General features: G+C 61.7%; 13 protein-coding genes. 1 reads left to right on the forward strand and 12 read right to left on the reverse strand.

The window, feature by feature from the left end; translation table 11 throughout:
- Positions 1-63: 63 nt before the first annotated feature.
- The 10 genes from OPV09_RS18990 to OPV09_RS19035 all read right to left on the reverse strand — a co-directional run bounded on the left by OPV09_RS18990 (position 64) and on the right by OPV09_RS19035 (position 13,424).
- Positions 64-1,893: a hypothetical protein gene (locus OPV09_RS18990; RefSeq protein ID WP_219327189.1), complete on the reverse strand. Its 1,830-nt coding sequence runs from the start codon at positions 1,891-1,893 to the stop codon at positions 64-66.
- Entirely contained in the window at positions 1,894-2,748 is an 855-nt protein-coding gene (locus OPV09_RS18995; RefSeq protein ID WP_072453212.1) for a hypothetical protein, read from the reverse strand.
- Positions 2,748-5,342, reverse strand: coding sequence for a hypothetical protein (locus OPV09_RS19000; protein WP_338679109.1), 2,595 nt, complete (start codon positions 5,340-5,342; stop codon positions 2,748-2,750). Before OPV09_RS19000 ends, OPV09_RS18995 begins: the two co-directional genes overlap by 1 nt.
- On the reverse strand, positions 5,339-6,808 hold the full coding sequence (locus OPV09_RS19005) for a hypothetical protein (RefSeq protein ID WP_338679110.1): 1,470 nt from the start codon (positions 6,806-6,808) through the stop codon (positions 5,339-5,341). The genes OPV09_RS19000 and OPV09_RS19005 overlap by 4 nt, the downstream gene beginning before the upstream one ends.
- Positions 6,805-9,984: a hypothetical protein gene (locus tag OPV09_RS19010; RefSeq protein ID WP_338679111.1), complete on the reverse strand. Its 3,180-nt coding sequence runs from the start codon at positions 9,982-9,984 to the stop codon at positions 6,805-6,807. Before OPV09_RS19010 ends, OPV09_RS19005 begins: the two co-directional genes overlap by 4 nt.
- A gap of 51 nt (positions 9,985-10,035) precedes the next feature.
- The gene (locus tag OPV09_RS28420; RefSeq protein WP_425324058.1) at positions 10,036-10,437 is read right to left on the reverse strand and encodes a phage tail assembly chaperone; all 402 of its coding nucleotides are present in this window, start codon (positions 10,435-10,437) and stop codon (positions 10,036-10,038) included.
- A complete protein-coding gene (locus OPV09_RS19020) occupies positions 10,380-10,823 on the reverse strand; it encodes a hypothetical protein (RefSeq protein WP_338679112.1) in 444 nt (147 codons plus the stop codon). The genes OPV09_RS28420 and OPV09_RS19020 overlap by 58 nt, the downstream gene beginning before the upstream one ends.
- A gap of 79 nt (positions 10,824-10,902) precedes the next feature.
- Complete coding sequence (locus OPV09_RS19025) at positions 10,903-12,108, reverse strand: phage tail tube protein (protein ID WP_338679113.1); 1,206 nt, start codon at positions 12,106-12,108, stop codon at positions 10,903-10,905.
- A gap of 331 nt (positions 12,109-12,439) precedes the next feature.
- The gene (locus tag OPV09_RS19030) at positions 12,440-12,982 is read right to left on the reverse strand and encodes a hypothetical protein (RefSeq protein WP_338679114.1); all 543 of its coding nucleotides are present in this window, start codon (positions 12,980-12,982) and stop codon (positions 12,440-12,442) included.
- 25 nt (positions 12,983-13,007) lie between these two features.
- Entirely contained in the window at positions 13,008-13,424 is a 417-nt protein-coding gene (locus OPV09_RS19035; protein WP_072453198.1) for a FeoC-like transcriptional regulator, read from the reverse strand.
- A 149-nt stretch (positions 13,425-13,573) separates the two neighbouring features.
- On the opposite strand from OPV09_RS19035, the gene OPV09_RS19040 reads away from it, so the two are divergent.
- On the forward strand, positions 13,574-14,287 hold the full coding sequence (locus tag OPV09_RS19040; RefSeq protein WP_070304769.1) for a S24 family peptidase: 714 nt from the start codon (positions 13,574-13,576) through the stop codon (positions 14,285-14,287).
- 44 nt (positions 14,288-14,331) lie between these two features.
- Here the strand turns inward: OPV09_RS19040 and OPV09_RS19045 are convergent, their stop codons facing one another.
- The gene (locus tag OPV09_RS19045) at positions 14,332-16,218 is read right to left on the reverse strand and encodes a propionate--CoA ligase (RefSeq protein ID WP_070304767.1); all 1,887 of its coding nucleotides are present in this window, start codon (positions 16,216-16,218) and stop codon (positions 14,332-14,334) included.
- A 46-nt stretch (positions 16,219-16,264) separates the two neighbouring features.
- Positions 16,265-17,491, reverse strand: coding sequence for a hypothetical protein (locus OPV09_RS19050; RefSeq protein WP_338679115.1), 1,227 nt, complete (start codon positions 17,489-17,491; stop codon positions 16,265-16,267).
- Positions 17,492-17,495: the final 4 nt, after the last annotated feature.

The following is a 17,495-nucleotide window of genomic DNA, read 5'->3' on the forward strand; positions in this document are numbered from 1 at the left end:
CCTTTCAGGTGGTGGAAATGAAAAAACCCGCCGAAGCGGGTTTGGATATAGCAAGCACAATCTTTATGCCACCTTCACGATTACACGAGCACGGCCATCGTCTTCGATGGCGATGACCTTGCCGATGGCACGCGTGTATTGCTGGAACGTCATGTCGTCCTCGCGCACGGCCAGGCCGCCGATGCCCTCACCTTTCTGCACCGGGACAATGTACTGCCCCGGCGTGGCATCCAAGACGTTCACAGGTACCTGGCCGCAGAAAGCGATACGGTCAACCTGCTGGCGCGCCGCTTCCAGAGCCGCCTCAAATGCCAGGCCAGGTGCACATTTAAGGCCCCATTCTTCATCGGTATCTCCAGGTATTGTTTCTTGGCGATATTGCGCTTCGCGGGCCGGCACGGCAGGCGCAACCTCAACCAGCTTGCCATCGACCACTTCCAGCACGGCGTCAATGCCAGCAACAGCCTCACTGAGCAGCACTTGACGCGTGGAAGGCATGAGACGTTCAACAGGCACTGGCCGCTCCCCCAAATGCCGCGCCCACCGGTCCCCGCCAACCATACAAGGATCAGTCGATTTGACAGCAAAGGCAATGGCGCGCTGCCATTGGTCGGTTAGTTTTCCATCAACATCAATGCCGATAATCTGCCCCGGAAGAATACCCGTGCATCCAGGTGCCTTTAACATATACTCAGCGTAATCGGTACCGCCGGCGTTGATGGTGCCAGCGGCGCTAATCGAGCGCGATGTCGTGGAGTTTCTCCCTATGTATGCAACCGAAGCACTGTTGCCCCAACCGCCGGCGCCATTGGACGCTCGAATGGCAAAACACGAGGAAGTTACACCCGTCTCTACGCGCCCGACGTAGCAAAGTTCGCCGAACTCTACAGTCCTACGGGTTAACTGATGCGCACTTAACGGGAGAACTGGGCCAGCAGTAATAACGCCTGGCAGGGTAAGGTCGCCGGTGCCATTAATATCCAGAACTGATGTGACATTGTCAGGCAAGCTTGCATCGACAGCATTCAAACGTAGTTGGAATCCTTTTCCAGAGCTCCCCGGATGACTACGGGCACTCCAAAAAAATCTACCTGCATTGGAATAGCCTGGAACCGATGCGACGCCCATGGAGAGCACCTCATAATATATGCCAGCGCCCCCCGCCGCCCCATCATTCGGCGCCCGAAGAGCGCTTGCCCAAAGAGTACTAGATATCCCTCCGGCAATTATTTGTTTTGGACCAACCAAAACTGACGAAGAATCGAAAGTAGTCCGCTGCCGCTCGAAGGTTACAGTATTCTGCGCACCAAGTTTCAAGCCGAAGATGGAGCTAGCCAAGGTTCCGGCCGGGGGTTCAGCAGCCACGCCGTAATACGATACGTCAGAATCCTGCCAGCAGGTGGACTCACAATAAACGGCAAGGGAGAAGAAGGTGCCGCACAGGATATATACCTGACCATCATCCGCGATGGTCACTTCCGATACCGTGTTATTTGTCGTGCCACCTTCGTTATGGAAAACACCGCGTATCTTGCTGTCGTTGTCTACCCGGAGCTGGATAATGGTTGCCATGGCGTTCGACATCCCGACAATAGCGCCGTATGACGTGGTTCCACTTACACGAATTGATGCCTCCGTTCCCTGCTGTGCGGAATTAAACTTCCCGATTCGCCACCAGCCTGTCTTCATACCAGTATTCACAATTGGGCCTGGGCCATACGCGCAAGCTTGCACATATTGAGATGTGACGATCGGGGCATTCGAATAGATCGTGCCCTTCATATTCCCCCCGGACAATGGCAATGCATTGTACGGTCCCGCCGCAAACGCCCGATCCATGTCATTCAATTTCTCGTTGACGTTAGGCATACCATCATAAAATTTATCAGCCATTTAAATTCCTTCGATTTGTAGTGGTGCAGAATAAGTTTCAAAGTACGGCGTAGTAACGGCCTCGATATTGCTGACCTTGCCATATAGCATGTAGTCCTGCTCCAGCAGCGGGTCCGGATTTTCAGGGAACAAGCTGAACAGCATCGCCTTGCCCTTGCCGTTCTCGCGCAGGATGCGCATGAAGCGCGCGCGGTCCATCGGTGTCAGGTGCGCCAAGTTAATGCTCAGCTTGTCGCTGGTTGTACCCGGCACGGTTTTCAGGTTGCCTGCACCCGTGCGGTAATTTTCACTGCTATCCTGCATCTGCACCTGGGCGCCATACTCTGCGTTATGTTGCGGTGACCAGTAGTTGCCCACCACCAGACGCGAGATTTCCAGGTAGCCTTCCGGGCTCTGCGGCGCAGACACGTCGATCACTAGGCGACGCACGCGCACAGGGGCGAACCATGCCACGCCGTCGGAACCTCCGCCGAGCGGCCAAGTGTTCACGCCACCCCACTGATAGGTATTCCATCCAAGCGGCAACACACCCCAGGGGTAAGAACCGTGCACAGCAGCCGGGCACGGGAAAATGCTGCCGGTGTCGAGTACCGGCACGGCGTCGCCCGGCTGGGCATAACCGCGCACGCGCATGCGCGCGCTGCTGGTCATGTTGGTGAAGATCAGCGCCACACAGGCCACCAGTTCAGCCGTCGGCCAGGTCGCCACAATGTTCAACTGAGCACCCGCCGAGCGCAGCACGGAAGACTTGTGGTCGCGTTGCAGGTTAGCCGGTCCCAAGGTGCCAGCCTGACTCGATGCAGTCAAGATCGCGCGGTCCGCGGCGTTGTCGTAGAGAATACGTAGATTTTTCATTAAACTTTCACCAGTTTCCATGTGACCTCAGTTGGCTCGATCCACCCGTTACCATTGACAGGTGTCCATGTGAATCGAATGTAAATTCGACCATCAACAGGCAAAAACACATTGCCACTGTTGAGGCCATCGCCAACAACAACGGTTGATTCGCTGTATCCATTGCATCCAATACCTGGAAGGGTTAAGCCATGTGCAATGGTCGCGTTGGCCAAAAAGGTATCCGAAGCAACCTGGTTCCACGTCGGATCGAAAGGTACTTCGGTATCGATATAAACGGTAAACGGGCGGTATTCGCCGTTAATCAATCCGACACGCCCCGGCGCAATTTTCGTCACACCCTTGGCCCTGACGTTCGGCGGCGATAATATCTCGCGAGCGAAAGACCCTTTTCCATCGGCGGTGATAAGCACTGCTCCTGAACCGGCATAAATAAACGGCATACTGCCGGTAGCATTAAAATCGATGAACGTCGTATTATTTTCGTTTTGACCACGTCCGGCAATAACGGTTTCTGCCGTCAACTTCCCGGAAAACGAACCAGAAGCACCACTCAGTTCACCGCGAAAAGTGCCACTATTCGCGTGCAAATTTCCATTTCGATCCAGACACCATCCCGTCGTGCTGCCACTCCCACTCCAGTTGCTGCTGTAAATATCGCCGCCAATCTGCGCATTAACGATGGCCGCGTTGCCGATGTAAGTCGGAGATGAGGACGGCGTGATCTGGCCGAAAACATTGTCGCCGAAGCTCGCCCCAGGTCCATCCGCCCAGGCTGACGGCACCGTCTGCGCGGGCAATGCCATACCGAAGTACCACATGGAGAGGAAAAGATACGCGTCGGTTCCCCCGTTGCCAACTAGCACGCTACGTAACATTGCGTAAGCGGCGCCTGCGGGAGCGGCAACAAACAGCGTTGACCGGGGGAAATTAGCCAACGCCCCCGAAGCCGACACGTTATCTACAATACTTCCGGCTAACTCCGACACATAGGCCCCGCTGCCGTCGTAAAAAGCAACGTTTACAGCCCCACGGCAGCGGTGAGCACCCATGTACACACTAAACTCATAACGCACGCCAGGAATCACGGGGAACTTACGATTTACTGCTCCCTGCCTTATACCCACAATAGCGGCGGTGGTGCCAGATGGCACAACTCCAGTGCAGCGAACATAGACACCACCAGCGCCGCTTGGCACGTAGGGAGCATAGCCCGGCGCAAAAGTAGTCGTACCGAGTGAGTAGGTGTAGTCCAGGATAAAGCCCCCAAGTCCTCCTACACCTTCTGCTGGCGGTGAGGGAGCGGAATTGCTGATCAAATTGCCCGCGCCTATCCCTGCATTCATATAGTTCGACGTCAAGGGCGTACCAGCGCTGAGAATAATCTTGCCAGTTGAATCCTTGATGCTCAGGCCGCGCGCATCAATCTTTTCTACTGTCACAGAATCTGCCGCCAGCGCCTGGGTAGCCACCGACCCGTTGACCAACAAATTGCCGTTCAGCACCGTCCCAAGCACCAGCCATGCGCCATTCTCAAAATACTTCGTCACCGCATGCGTCGCGTCATACAAGGTCACCACGTCGCGGTTGATCGGCGCGCCATAGCCAGCACGCCCCAATTCATACACGGCCGAGGCATCCGACCAGGCCGAATAGCCGGGCGCCGTCACCGTCACCGTGCCGCGCTGGCCGGTGGCGCCATCGGCGGCCAGGCGCGCAACGGCGGCCCATTCGCCTGGGGCGATGTCGTCGGTCGCCGTGCGCGACGCGGCCGTGGCGCCGGATGTGAACAGATAGGCGCCGCCCGCCGCCGGCACCTGGGCCGACCAGCCGTTGTTCAGACCCGTCAGTGCGCCGGTGGCAAAGGTGAACGTACATGCCGTACTCGGTAGTGCCGGTGCGATGTTGGTCGCGCCGCGCTGGTAGATGCGCACGGGCGCCACGTTCAAGCCGTCGGTGCCATCCTTGGCCAGTTGCACCGCCCCCGCCCACTCATTGGCGGCGATATTGTCCGTGGCATTGCGTGAACTGGCGGCTGCCACGCGCACGTACAGCGGCGCCGTGCCGGCAGGGATATTCTTCGACCAGCCATTGGCCAGGTCGTTGCCGGCCGGCGTCGTGATGGCCCCCGTGGAAAAGGTGAAGATCACATCGCCAGGCGAATCGGGTGGCGCAGCGGCGGCGCGCTTGTAGGCGAAGGCCTGGCCCGTGTTCAATCCGGCCAGGCCCGTCTCGCCGGCAGCGCCGTCAAAGACCTTGCTGACCATGTAATTGGCGAGGTAATCGACACCAAATTCGCGGATGCGTGCCTGCACCAGTGCCGTATCGGTAGTCATGCTGGCGAAATCGACGGTGGCCACGTTGCCATTTACCCGCAACGCCGTGCCGGCCGATACGGAAAAGACGATATCGCCCACCACATTGACCGGCTTGGCGGTGATGGCGATCGATCCGGGCGCGCCGGCGCCGGCGCTATTGACGCGAAAAACGGGCGTGCTGGCGGACATCAGGATCGCCTTGCCATCGGCCGTCGTGCTGAAGCGCTCCGTCGTCGCCTGCAGCAGCGTATCGCGTTCCCCCACAATCGCGCTCATACGAGCACCCCCACCGTCGCTCTGCCCGTCAGCCAGAAGCGCGACAGCAGCACCACCACGCCCGGCACGCCGTCCTGCAAGCCAAAGCGTTCAGCGCGCAGTTGTACGGGCTGCCCCAATTCCAGCATCATCATCTCGGGTTCTCCATCGAATTCGTAAATGGTGCGCGGCACCTTGTTCAGGGCCAGGCGCCGCTGCGCTTCCGCGCGGGCATCGGCCCGCGTCTTGAGGCAGGTATCGATCTGCACCGGATCGTCAGTCAGGCGATAGCGTGCGCGCACGGCTTCATCGACCACCGTCTCCGTCAGCCATTCCGTGGCATACAAATCCGCATGCGCGGGCGGAATGCTGGTCGTCAGGCCAGCCTGCAGCGTGTAGTTCCGGTCGAAGCCGACCTTCACGGCGGCCGTCACCGGCAGGCGCTGCGCGGGACGCAGCGAGCGCTCGCGCATCTGCTCCGGGCCGATCGACAGCGGCAGGCCGGCCGCAGGCAAAGCGATCTGCACCAGGCGCAGCTGGCCGGTGCGCGACATGATCGCCTGGGCGCCCACGCTGGCCGCCAGTTGCTGGATGGCCTGCGCCTGATTCGTGCGGTCCGCCACATACAGCCCCACCGGCTGCGGGTGGGCCGCATCGAAGGCGGCCAGGTTGGCCAGATCCAGATCGGCCGCGGTAAAACGGTCGGCCGCCTTGCCGTAGGCGGTGGCAATGCGCTGCACCAGCGGCGCGATGCGCGGCGCATAACCGCCGCCCTTGTCGCCCTGCACGCTGGCCGTGATCGTGGTGGAAAACGGGTCGGTCGTCAGGTTGAAACGGCCCGCCTGGTCATTCAAGGCCACGGCGATCGGCTTGCCGTTGGTGCGCACTTCGAACGTCGCTTCGACCGCGCCGAGAAAACCGTATTCCAGAGTGGCGGGGTTGGTCAGCAAGGGCGCCACGTTGTGACATTCGCCGAACGGAATCGGCAAGATGGCGTCCTTGTTCGGCGTCGTGCCTCCCAGCTTGGCTTCGGAGATCGGCGTATTCAAACGCTGCAGCTTGTCGCGCAGGACCAGATTGACCGACTCGCGCCCGGCACTGGCCACGTCGGCGATGATGCCGTCGAAGACCAGCTGGAAGTCGGCACGCGGCCAGGAAGGATCGCCGGCCCAAGCTTTGACCGGCCGGTTCATCCAGACGTCGTCCAGCCAGCCATCGAGCGCGCCATCGGCGTTATCGAGTTCGATATCGCCGCCCGACAGGCCCGCCTCGCCGGACAGGCTGACCTGTTCCGTGAAGGCCAGCCCGCCCTTGGCCAGCGGCTGGTACGCGGTATTGGCCGGTACTTCGCGCGGCCCGGTGACATAGGGCCGCGAAGCGATATACCGCGTCACCTCGCTGCCGCCCACATTCACCTGCGCCTCGATCAGCACCATGCGGATGGCCGACGGGCTTTGCAGCCATTCCTGAAATTGCGCATCGGTCATGCGTATTCTCCTTTCACTGCATTGGCCCAGGCGGATGCCCGGGATGATTTATCCACGCCATCGACCACCGTCCTGGCGGCATTGGCGTTCGATTCAAAGGTGGCCTGGATGGTGGCACCCGTTTGCGCCCGCTGGTCGGCGCGCAAGCCTTCCAGCTCCACGCGCATGGCCTGGTTGTCTTCGCGCAGGCCGCGGATTTCGGCCACCAGCACGTCGGAGCCGACGTTCGCAGCCGACGAGTAGCGCACGGGGTCGAAGACTGCCGCTGTCACGGGAGAAGTCATCGCGGCCAGCGCGGCGACCACGGGAGGATTACCGAGCTGCACGCCCAGATCCGCCGCACCACCCATCGCAGCCCGCAGACCGGCAATGGCTTGCGCCACCGTCAGCACGCTGTCGTTGATTTTGATCAAGCCCGACACCTGGGCATTGAGCGCATCGAGGCTGGCCTGCTGCACGTCGACCTGCGCGGCCGCCCATTTCAACGCTTCCTTGTTCGCTTCCACCACGCGGGCATAGTCGGCCGCATAGCGGGCGTCGGAAGCATTGACCACTTGCGAGGCCGTCAAAAATGCCTGTTCCGCGGCAGACAGCCCCGATTGCGCCGTCGTGTCGCCCGCATTCGCAGCCGCCAGGGTTTTCTCGAACTGTGCCCGCGCTTCGGCGTACTTCTGCTCCGGCGTCAGCGTCGACTGGGCACCCAAAGCCATGCTGGAATTGAGCCCATTCAAGGTCGTCACCCACGATTTCGACTTCTCCAGCGCCGACTTGGCCGCCACGGATTCCGTCTCGTAGGCTTTGGCCAGCGCATCCTTCGCGCTGGTCACCGCCTTGACGGCCTGGATCTGGTCGAATAATCCGCGATTGGCATCGGCGACGCCGGCGCGCTGGGCAGCCAGCAACTGCGCTTCTGTTTTCGTCAGTTCGTTCAACTGCTGCTGCATGTCCTTGCGTTCGCTGGCGATGTCGCTGGCCGTCTTGTTCACTTCGGCCAGTTCACCGGTGGCGGCGGTGAGGTCGGCCGCATAATCGGCCGCCTTCTTGAACGGTTCGGCGATGGCAAGCAGTTGCACGTACATGTTCTGACCAGCAGCCGTGTTCAAGTCCTGCGCCAGCACCAGCGCCTTGAATTGCTCGCTCGTCGTCACGCCGGACTGTCCCAGCGCCGCCATGGCGCTACGCACCGACTTGGTGACCGGGTCCATCTGCTCGGCCTCGGTCAGGAAATTCTGCACGAAGAAGCTGGTGCCGCTGGTCAGGGTATCGAGGTCGCCCGCCGCTTGAATCAGGCTTTCGCTCAGCGCCACGGCGGAAAGACCGGAGCTGTTGAACGACTTGCCCAGCACGGCCAGCACATCCGACACCTGCATGTAGTTGTTGGCCACACGCGCCAAGGTTTCCAGATAGCCCTCGCCCACGGCCTGGTATTTTTCCAGCCCCCCAACGCCGAACTTCGCCATGTCGTCACCCAGCTTCGAAAAGGCCGCTTCCAGGGCCTTTTGCACTTCCTCGCCCTTCAAGTCCTTCAGGCTGATCTTGCCCAGGCTGACGACGAAGGAATTCAAGCGCGCGGTGAAGGCATCGCCACCGACACCCAGCAAGTCGGCCGCAGAGACGATACTCGTGCGCAGACCAAGCACGATTTTCGTAAACTGGTCATTCGTTTCCGTCCCCATGGCCGTGAGATTCGTGGACTTCTTGTCGCTGGAAAACCAGCCGCCGGACTTCTTGAGATCGACATAGGAATTCACGTTGAAGCGCTTAGTATCAAGGTCGCCCAGGCTCGACGAGTTGGTGACTATCCCCACATCCTGCACCGTGGTCTTGCCGCCAAAGATGCTGCTGACGACATTGCCAATGACGCCGCCGCTGGAACTGCCTTTGGTGCCCAGCGCGGACGTCAGGATGTCCGAACGCACCAGCAAGCTGCCCAAGCCACCGATGCCCGAGACGATCTGCTTGAGCGAGACCACCATCGACGAGGAATACGCGAGGCCCAGGCCGGAGTTTTTCTCCATGATTTCCAGGCTGTTTGCGATCGACGCCGATTTCGCGGATGAATCACCAAGCACCGTGCCGGTGCCTGTTGCAGCCTGCCGGTCCTTGGCGGTGGTATCGGCACCGCCACCGCCGCCAGAAACGGCAACGCCGATTGCTAGCAGCATGCCGGCCACCATGGCAAATGCGCCGATATTGGCAGGAAACGGCGCCGCCAAAGCCGATGCCAGCGCCGACACGCCATACGCGCTGGACTTGGCCGTTTCCGCGGCGGTTACCGGTCCGACCGATGCCGCCGCGCCTGCGACTTCCGCCGTCGTCGCGGCAGTTTTTGCCGTCGTCACAAGGGTGATACTCGTCAGTTTTTCAAACAGCGACTTCGTATTCATGGCGAATTCATAGGCGCGGAAGCCTTTTTCCACCTTTTCCATGAGTTCATAGCCGGCCGACTTTTCTTTGAAAAAGCCCTTCGCGGCGGTCGCCATGTCGTGATACTGCTTGACCGTGGCCTTTTTCTTGTTTTCCTGTGCCTTTTCCTGCCCTTTTTCGGACGGGTCCTCCTTCACTTCCTTGGCAAAGGTAAAATCGATATCGTCCTGCGCCTTCCCGAATCCCAGCAAGGCAGTGGTCATTTTGCCGATGGTGCCGCCGACATTGCCAAAGGCCTTCTCCAGTTTTGTCGCCAATTGACCGGCAAATTCACCTGCCTCCTTCCACTCCGCCTCGCTATATTTGCGCGTGGGCGCCTCCGGTGACGCCTTTGCCTTGGCATCGGCAGCCTCTTTGCCTGCGGTGTCCAGCTTGTCCTGGCGCTGCTCTTCAAACGCAAAAGCGCCATATTTGGCGCCTGCGCCGGCTGTGGCGGGGCTACCTGCGGCGCGGAAAGCCGCCAGCCGCGTATAGGCATTACCCAGACCGTTGACCACCTTGCTGGCATCGGCCAGCGACTTCGCTTCGCCCGCATTCGATGCCCCAAGGGCCTTTGCGGCGGCGGTGGCATCGCGTGCCTGCTCCGCCTGGGCGCGCAGCAACAACGCCGACGATTCCGCCTCCGTATTGACGACTTTCAGGCCTTCGGCCGCGGCCAGGCTGGCCTCGCTGATTGCTTTCAGCACTTGCACCGTGTCCGTTGCCTTCGTCAAGTCGATGACAAGTTTTAATTCTGTTATCTCTGGCATGTTTGGCCCCTAAAAAAGGCCGCGCATGGCGGCCGGGTTGGAAAATGCGGGTCAGCCCGCCGCATGCTGATGCGACAGGAACAGCGCGTCGAGCTGGTCGAGCAGCTGGTGCTCGAACGGTTCGATGGCGATGGCGTGGCGCGCCTGCCAGGCGAGGATTTCCGTGCTGGCGATGGGGTTGACGGCCATGCCGTTCTGCCGCTTGCGGTTCAATTGTGCGAACCATTCCCACACGTGGGCCAGCTCGAACGGCATGGGTGGCGTCGCCTCCTCGGGCGGCGCGCGGTACAGCGGATGGCGCCGGGCGGCATCGATATGCTCGCCCTTGGCATGGCCATCGGCCGCGCGCGCGCCGCGCTCGAACTGGTGCCCGGCGTAGCGCAGCAGGCTGGCCGTCAGAGTTTCAAAAAATTCGACTCGTTTTCCAGCGCGGTGGTCACTTTTTCCTGCCAGGTCGGATACTTTTCAAAGGCCGCTTCCAGCAGCGCCGGATCGAGCGGCACGGGTGCGCCGTTGCTGGTGAAGCCGTACCAGCCCGTGACCACGGCCAGTGCCAGGCGCTTCTGGTTGCCGTCGATGGCTTGCACCAGCAGTTCCGCGCCTTCGTCGGTGGAGGCGTCGATGGCCGTCTTGCGGCGTGCCGATTTCTTGTAGCCTTCGGCGCGCACGGCGTTGTTGGCCACGCGGTATTGCTCGCTGTTCTTGCCGACGATGGTCAGGCCGGCCACCGCTTCGCCGTCCGCGTCGAAGATGACTGGCACGTCGAGGGTGACGGGCGTGGCCGCCGCGTGGATATTGCCGATGTCGAAACCTGCCTGGATTTTTTGCGCGTTGTTCATGTGTGATACTTTCTGGATGAAGTAGAAAAATATAAAAAAAGGCCGCCATCGCGGCGGCCCCGGTGCAGGCGCTGGCTGCTTACAGCGCGCTGTCCTGGATGGTCAGGGTGGTCGCTTCATGCTGCGCATCCGTGCCCTTGTAGCGCAGGACGTCGAAGGCGCAGGTGACGATCTTGTTTTTCTCGCCATCGTCGATCTTGGCCGAGGTGATCTTGATGCGGCCCATGGCCAGCGCCAGCACGTCGGCTGCCGGCGCCGTGCCCGACGCCATGGCGTAGGCCAGCGGGATGTCCGTCTCGGACTTGAAATAGTCGAGGTAGGTGGCGTCCTGCAGCAGCACCGTGAACTGGCCCGAGCCCATCACCTTGCCGCGCGAGGCGGCCGTGGCGTACTTCGAGCCGATCACCGGGTCGACCTTGACCTGGCCATCGAGCGAGACGGACATGCCGGTGCAGATCTGCGACGGAATGCCGTTCACCGACAGCATCGCCGTGGCGCCCGAGAATTTGCCGGTGCCCGGCGCGGCCAGCGGCGTGGCGAAATGCGGCACGGCCGTGGTCGGGCCTTCCGACTTGCCCATCAGGGTGAAGTCCAGGCTGGTGATGCCGTTCGGCTGCACGGCGATATCCATCTTGCTGACCAACTGGTCGACGAAGCTGCGGTGCACGCCGATGTTCGGGTCCTGCACTTCGGCCGTAAACCAGTCGGTGGTATGGCCGGTCAACGGAGTAAAGCTGCGCTTGCCCACGGCCGCCACGCCGACCGAGTCGCCGGCCGCCTTGACGATCATGGCCGAGCCGTCCATGAACTGGCCATTCAGGTTGGTAGCTGTCACCGACGTGACGAAGAAGTTCTTCGCGTTGTTGGCGGCCGCCGGTGCCGTCATGCCGGTGATGCGCACGACGCTGCCGGCGCGGAAGCCTTCGGCCAGCCAGGAACCGGCGCTGCGGGTCAGGCCGGAGGCTGCAGCGGCGATGGTCGTTTGCGCGGCAGCCACGCCGCCCGCCGTGAAGTCGCGGCGCAGCAGCGCGGCCATCAGCGGCGCGTACGTGCCGCATGCCGCTTCGGCCTTGATGGCGCCCGTGGTGCGGAAGTTGCCCAGGCGGGTATCGCCCTGCTGCTGGCTAGCGTCGATTTCGGCGCTCGCGTATTTGTCCGCTTCCGTGTCGAAGGTGGCCGTCACGCGGGGATAAATCTGGCCGCCGCCGGCGGCGGCCTTGCTGCCTTCGGCGCTTTGTTTGCTGATAACGATCACGCTGTCGATGCCGTTTGCTGTCAGTGCCATAAGTAATACCTTTCGTGGGATGAAAGCCGCCGGGGCGGTCTTGTGGGAGAAACTGAAAAATGGGAGATGAAACGAAAAAGCCCGCGCGCGGTGAGGCGGCGGGCTGGCGTCCGGATGGCATGGGGCCATGCCGGATGGATGTTGGGCGAAGGGGCCATGAAGGCCGTTCGCTGCGCTGATTTCCCCTATCGGTGTCGCGCCGAAAGCGCGTCTATTACGAGTGGAGAAGCATGTGGTGTAGTGCTGTGTTGCCGGTGTTTCTGTTGCTGCGTGATCGAGACTCTATTGTAGGGGCGTTTTTTTCAGTGCCAGGCATATTGCAAAAAAAATTTCAGTGACCGAGACGGCGCATGGCGCGGGCACCGTGCGACTGGAAGATGCCTTCCAGTTCGCTGACCATGTCCTTGATGCGTTCAAGCTCAAAGCCGCCGGAGCAGCTGATGGCCGCTTCGCCGCCACCGTGGCACGCCTTGCAAACGACAGGCGCGCCGGCCTGCATGGCGGCGACGACGCCCGTGCCGTGGCAGCCCTTGCATTTGCTGTCGAGCCAATGCGCGAGCGACGCTTCGGCCACGCGGCGGTACAAGGTATTGGCGGCCTGCGCATCCCAGGCCGTCTGCGCCTTGACCCAGCGCCGCGCGTGGCCCTTCTGCGTCACGGCGGCCGTCCAGGCACGCAGCAGCTGCGCCAGGTTGCCCGCATTGCCTTCGAACAGGCGGCTGATGGTGCCGTCCGCGTATTTGACGCGGCACAGCAAGGCGCCCATGTCGCCGGCCAGCGCGGCCGCCGCGATCACGTCCAGGTCGTGGTGGACGGCATCGTCGCGCAGGTTTTGCGACGACAGCGATGCGATGAATTTTTCTGCGAATCCCATGATTTCTCCTCGTTCCTCGTTGATACTAATCGTTGTTACTTGCCGGGCCAAACAGCGCCGCCACCAGCGGATCGCGGCGCGCCGTGCCGCGCGCCCAGCTGGCCGTGCGGCGCACCTGCGGCGGCAGTTCGGCCCAGCCGTCAACCTCGTCATCCTGCTCGCCCAGGGCGTACAGGGCGGGCCGCTGGCGCCCCGGCTCGGTGCAATGGCGCTGCGCCAGATGGATCTGCCCCATGCCGCACATGTGGCGCAAATAGCGGCTCATGGTGCCCGCATCGAGTCCCAGCAAGGCGGACAACTGTGCCGCGCTGGCCTGGCCCTGCTCGCGGATGTACTGCGCGATGCGGGCGATATGCAGCTGCGACTTCTTGCTGCGTCCCTGTAACTGGCGCCCCTGCCGTGGCGCCGCCCTGCTTTCAACCAACTGACTGCTGTTCAACATCTGCCTGACCTCCCGTGGTGTCGCCAACCGGCAGACGCTGTAGTGCGTTTGCGACAGGCAACAAGTGGACTTTATCAATCGCTAATGTTAAAGTCAAGCATTTGGTAATTTATCAAACGGTAAATTTCAGGTTTAATGTGGAGATGAATATGTATCAATACAGACGCGACCGCCTGCTGGCCCTGATCCGCGAGCACTACGACAACACGCGCAAGAAGATTTCCGACGTCAGCGGCTGGAGCGAGGCGCGCATCTCGCAAATCCTCTCGCCCACCTACCGCGAGGGACGCGCGTTCAGCGAAAAGATCGCGCGCAAGCTGGAAGCGGATCTGCAGCTCGATAGCATGTACTTCGACCAGGGCGCGGCGCCCGACCAGGCGGCCATGGCCGCGCGCGCGCTGGCCGGCGCGCAGCCCGTGGTGGTGGAAGATGGCGAGGATGCGCGTTTTTACCCGATCCGCAAGGTGAAACTGCGGCTGTCGGCTGGCATCACGGGCTTTGCCATCGAACCGGAAACGCACGATGGCAGTACCATCAGCGTGCCGCGCAGCTGGGTCGAGCGCAATGGCTACCACCCTGAAAAACTGGTGGCGATCAAGGTCAAGGGCGAGAGCATGGAGCCGGCCCTGTACGAGGACGACGTGGTGATCATCAATACGGCCGACAACCGGCCGGCCGACGGCATCGTGTTTGCCATCAATTATGAAGGCGAACCGGTGGTCAAGCGCATGGCGCGCGATATCGGCGAATGGTGGCTGACGTCGGACAACCCCGATCAGCGCAAATACCACCGCAAGCTGTGCCGCGGCAATGAATGCCTGATCGTGGGCCGGGTCGTGCGCAAGGAAAGCGACCGGATTTGAAAGCGAAATTTATCGATTGATAAACTTCGCTTTCATCGTGGCGCTTATGCCAGCGCTGTCTGGATCTGCTGCAGCGATGCCGGGTCATCCATCGACGTCAGATCGCCCGGGCTGCGTCCTTCGCAGATGGCCTGAATCGAGCGGCGCAGCAATTTGCCCGAGCGCGTCTTCGGCAGCTGCGCCACGAACAGCACGCGCGCAGGCCGCGCCACGGCGCCCAGCTGGCGGTCGACGACGGCCATCACTTCGCGTTCCAGCACCGCTTTCGCTTCCACGCTGTCGAAGCCTTGCGGGTCCTTCAGGATCACGAAGGCCATCGCCACCTGGCCTTTGAGCTTGTCTTCCACGCCCACGACGGCCACTTCCGATACGTTCGGATGGCTGGTGATGCTTTCCTCGATTTCACGCGTGCCCAGGCGGTGGCCGGCCACGTTGATCACGTCGTCCGTACGGCCCAAAATGAAATAATAGCCGTCCGCATCGCGCACGCCCCAGTCGAAGGTGGAATACACTTGCCGGCCGCTGAAAGTGGACCAGTAGGTGTCGACAAAGCGCGCATCGTCGCCGTACACGGTCTGCATGCAGCCCGGCGGCAGCGGGCCTTCCAGCACCAGCACGCCCTTCTCGTTGGCGCCGCACTCCTCGCCCGTCGCTTCGTTGAGCAGCTTGACCTGGTAGCCGTACATGGCCAGGCCCGGGCTGCCCAGGCGCGTCGGCGTGTCGGCCACGCCTTTCGCCACCGAGAGGATCGGCCAGCCCGTCTCCGTCTGCCAGTAGTTATCGATGATGTCCACTTTCAGTTCATCGGCGATCCATTGCGACGTGGTTTCATCGAGCGGCTCGCCCGCAAGGTACAGCGCTTTCAATGACGACAGGTCGTGCTTGCGCATCAGCTCCACCGGGTGCTTGCGCAGTACGCGGATGGCCGTCGGCGCCGAGAACATGCGCGTGACCCTGTATTTCTCGACGATGCTCCACCAGATGCCCGCATCGGGACAGACGGGCAAGCCCTCGTACAGGATGGTGGCCATGCCGGCGATCAGCGGGCCATACACGATGTAGGAATGGCCCACCACCCAGCCGATATCCGACGTGGCAAAGAAGGTTTCGCCTGGCTTGCCGCAGAAGTTGTACTGCATCGACGATGCCAGCGCCACCGCATAACCGCCCACGTCGCGCTGCACGCCCTTCGGTTTGCCCGTCGTGCCCGAGGTGTAGAGCACATACGAGGCCTCGTTCGATTCGAGCCAGGTGACGGGCACCTGCGCGTCCAGATGCTGCTCGCGCAAGGCCGCGTAATCGACGTCGCGGCCCGGCGTCAGTTCCATCGGCACGAGATGGCGGTCGACCAGCAGCACCTGTTGCGGCTTGTGCGCGGCGATGCGGATGGCTTCGTCGAGCAGTGGCTTGTAGGCGATCGCCTTGCCATTGCGCGAACCGGCATCGGCGGAAAACACCAATTTTGGCTGCGCATCGTCGATGCGGCTGGCCAGGCTGTTGGCGGCAAAACCGCCGAAGACCACGGAATGCACGGCGCCGATACGGGCGCAAGCGAGCATGGCAAACGCCGCCTCGGCGATCATCGGCATGTAGATCAATACGCGGTCGCCCTTGACCACGCCCAGCGACAGCAACATGGCGGCGCAGCGCTCCACTTCGCGCTGCAACTCGCGAAAGCTGTAGGTGCGCTCCGTGTTCGTTTCCGTGGAAATGGCGATCAGCGCGGCGGCATCGCCCTGGCTAGCCACCCAGCGGTCAACGGCGTTGTGGCACAAATTCGTCGTGCCGCCGACGAACCATTTGGCGAACGGCGGCCGGGAATAATCGAGCACTTGCGAAAACGGGGTATGCCAGTCGATCTTGTCCGCTTCCTCGCGCCAGAAAGCGTCTGGCGTGTCGATCGAGCGTTGATAAAAACTTGCGAAATTCATGTCTCCTCCGGTAGTTGTTGTTTTTCATGCTTCTTTACTTATCTGTTCATCTGCGTCCCCCGGCATGGCCATGCTGTTCAGCCAGCATCTGCCTTGCAAACAATGCCGGCTGCGCCGCCACGCAACTGCCGCGTTCCTGCGCGATCCGCGCGCGGTTTTCCTCCAGTCTGGCAGCATCGAGCGGCATGCCGAACTGCCCGTCGTCCGGTGCAGTTTCCTGTGGCGACATCACGCGCCGCAGCACGATGTCGCCCAGCGCCTTCTTGAAATGCCCCGCTTCCCAGTACCAGCGCGTGGCCTTGCTCCGCTCGTTGGCGGCGGGTATCGGCTCGCAGTTGTATGCGCCGTAACCGCTGAAATCAGTCAGGGAAATCCGCGCGCCCGGGTACCGCGCCCTGACCTCGCCAATTGCCAGCACCAGCTGTGCTTTCCATTCCTCGAACAAGGGCCACAGCCCCGCATCCTCGAACATAGCCAGCATTTGCGCGTGGTACGGATAGATCACCAGCTTGATATCGGCTTGCGTGGCCGCCATCGCCAGCAAGAAGGTGCGCAACAACTGGAAATCTTCGGCGGCGAGGCCGCGCGTCGATTTGCGGCCCAAGTTGGCGGCGCTTTCCCGCGCCCGTTGCGCGAACATCTTGTGGTAGCCGTCCCGGCGCGCATGGGCGCCATAGTCGAGCAAGGGATTGAAGCCGTCGGCCGACATGGTCGCCGCCTCGCCATCATGCTGGATGCGCAGCGTGTGCACTGCATCCTTGACGGAGGCCAGCGAAAAGAGCGCATCGAAGCGCCAGTCAGCGCGGCCATGCGCGGGCGCAGCGGCCGCTGGTGCTTGGCGTGCGGCTGGCGCAACGGCGGGATTGAGAAAGTCAATGAACTCCATGCCCACGATGACCGTGTGCGGCTTGACGCCAGCCTGGCGCAATTGCGCGAACTGGCTGGCGGACGTGGCCAGGCCCGTGCCGGGTATCGCCAGGTTGTAGCCGGCGCCCAGCGCCGCAAGAGCGCTGGCGCGCGGGTCGAAGCCGATCTCGGCGCGCGAGTTTCCCAGGATGATGAATTGTGGCCGCAGACGCAGCGCATGTTCCTGCTTGATCTGGCTTTGATAGCGGGTCAGTCCCGGCTTGACGGCATTGAAATGGTCGCGGCGCACGATTCCATACACGCCATACGGGTCGACGATGAGCACAAAGGCGCAAACGATGATGGCCCCCGACACCAGCAGGAGCAGCATCGTCAGCAGATACAACCTGAATGGGGAGCGTGTCATGGCG

The organism is Janthinobacterium sp. TB1-E2, from assembly GCF_036885605.1.
GTDB classification, from domain to species: Bacteria; Pseudomonadota; Gammaproteobacteria; order Burkholderiales; family Burkholderiaceae_D; genus Janthinobacterium; species Janthinobacterium aestuarii.

Coding starts and splice junctions, on each gene's coding strand:
- OPV09_RS18990 (WP_219327189.1), bottom strand. CDS start 1,893: ATGGCTGATAAATTTTATGATGGTATGCCTAACGTCAACGAGAAATTG.
- OPV09_RS19025 (WP_338679113.1), bottom strand. CDS start 12,108: ATGGCACTGACAGCAAACGGCATCGACAGCGTGATCGTTATCAGCAAA.
- OPV09_RS19000 (WP_338679109.1), bottom strand. CDS start 5,342: ATGAGCGCGATTGTGGGGGAACGCGATACGCTGCTGCAGGCGACGACG.
- OPV09_RS19035 (WP_072453198.1), bottom strand. CDS start 13,424: ATGTTGAACAGCAGTCAGTTGGTTGAAAGCAGGGCGGCGCCACGGCAG.
- OPV09_RS18995 (WP_072453212.1), bottom strand. CDS start 2,748: ATGAAAAATCTACGTATTCTCTACGACAACGCCGCGGACCGCGCGATC.
- OPV09_RS19020 (WP_338679112.1), bottom strand. CDS start 10,823: ATGAACAACGCGCAAAAAATCCAGGCAGGTTTCGACATCGGCAATATC.
- OPV09_RS19030 (WP_338679114.1), bottom strand. CDS start 12,982: ATGGGATTCGCAGAAAAATTCATCGCATCGCTGTCGTCGCAAAACCTG.
- OPV09_RS19005 (WP_338679110.1), bottom strand. CDS start 6,808: ATGACCGATGCGCAATTTCAGGAATGGCTGCAAAGCCCGTCGGCCATC.
- OPV09_RS19040 (WP_070304769.1), top strand. CDS start 13,574: ATGTATCAATACAGACGCGACCGCCTGCTGGCCCTGATCCGCGAGCAC.
- OPV09_RS19050 (WP_338679115.1), bottom strand. CDS start 17,491: ATGACACGCTCCCCATTCAGGTTGTATCTGCTGACGATGCTGCTCCTG.
- OPV09_RS19045 (WP_070304767.1), bottom strand. CDS start 16,218: ATGAATTTCGCAAGTTTTTATCAACGCTCGATCGACACGCCAGACGCT.
- OPV09_RS19010 (WP_338679111.1), bottom strand. CDS start 9,984: ATGCCAGAGATAACAGAATTAAAACTTGTCATCGACTTGACGAAGGCA.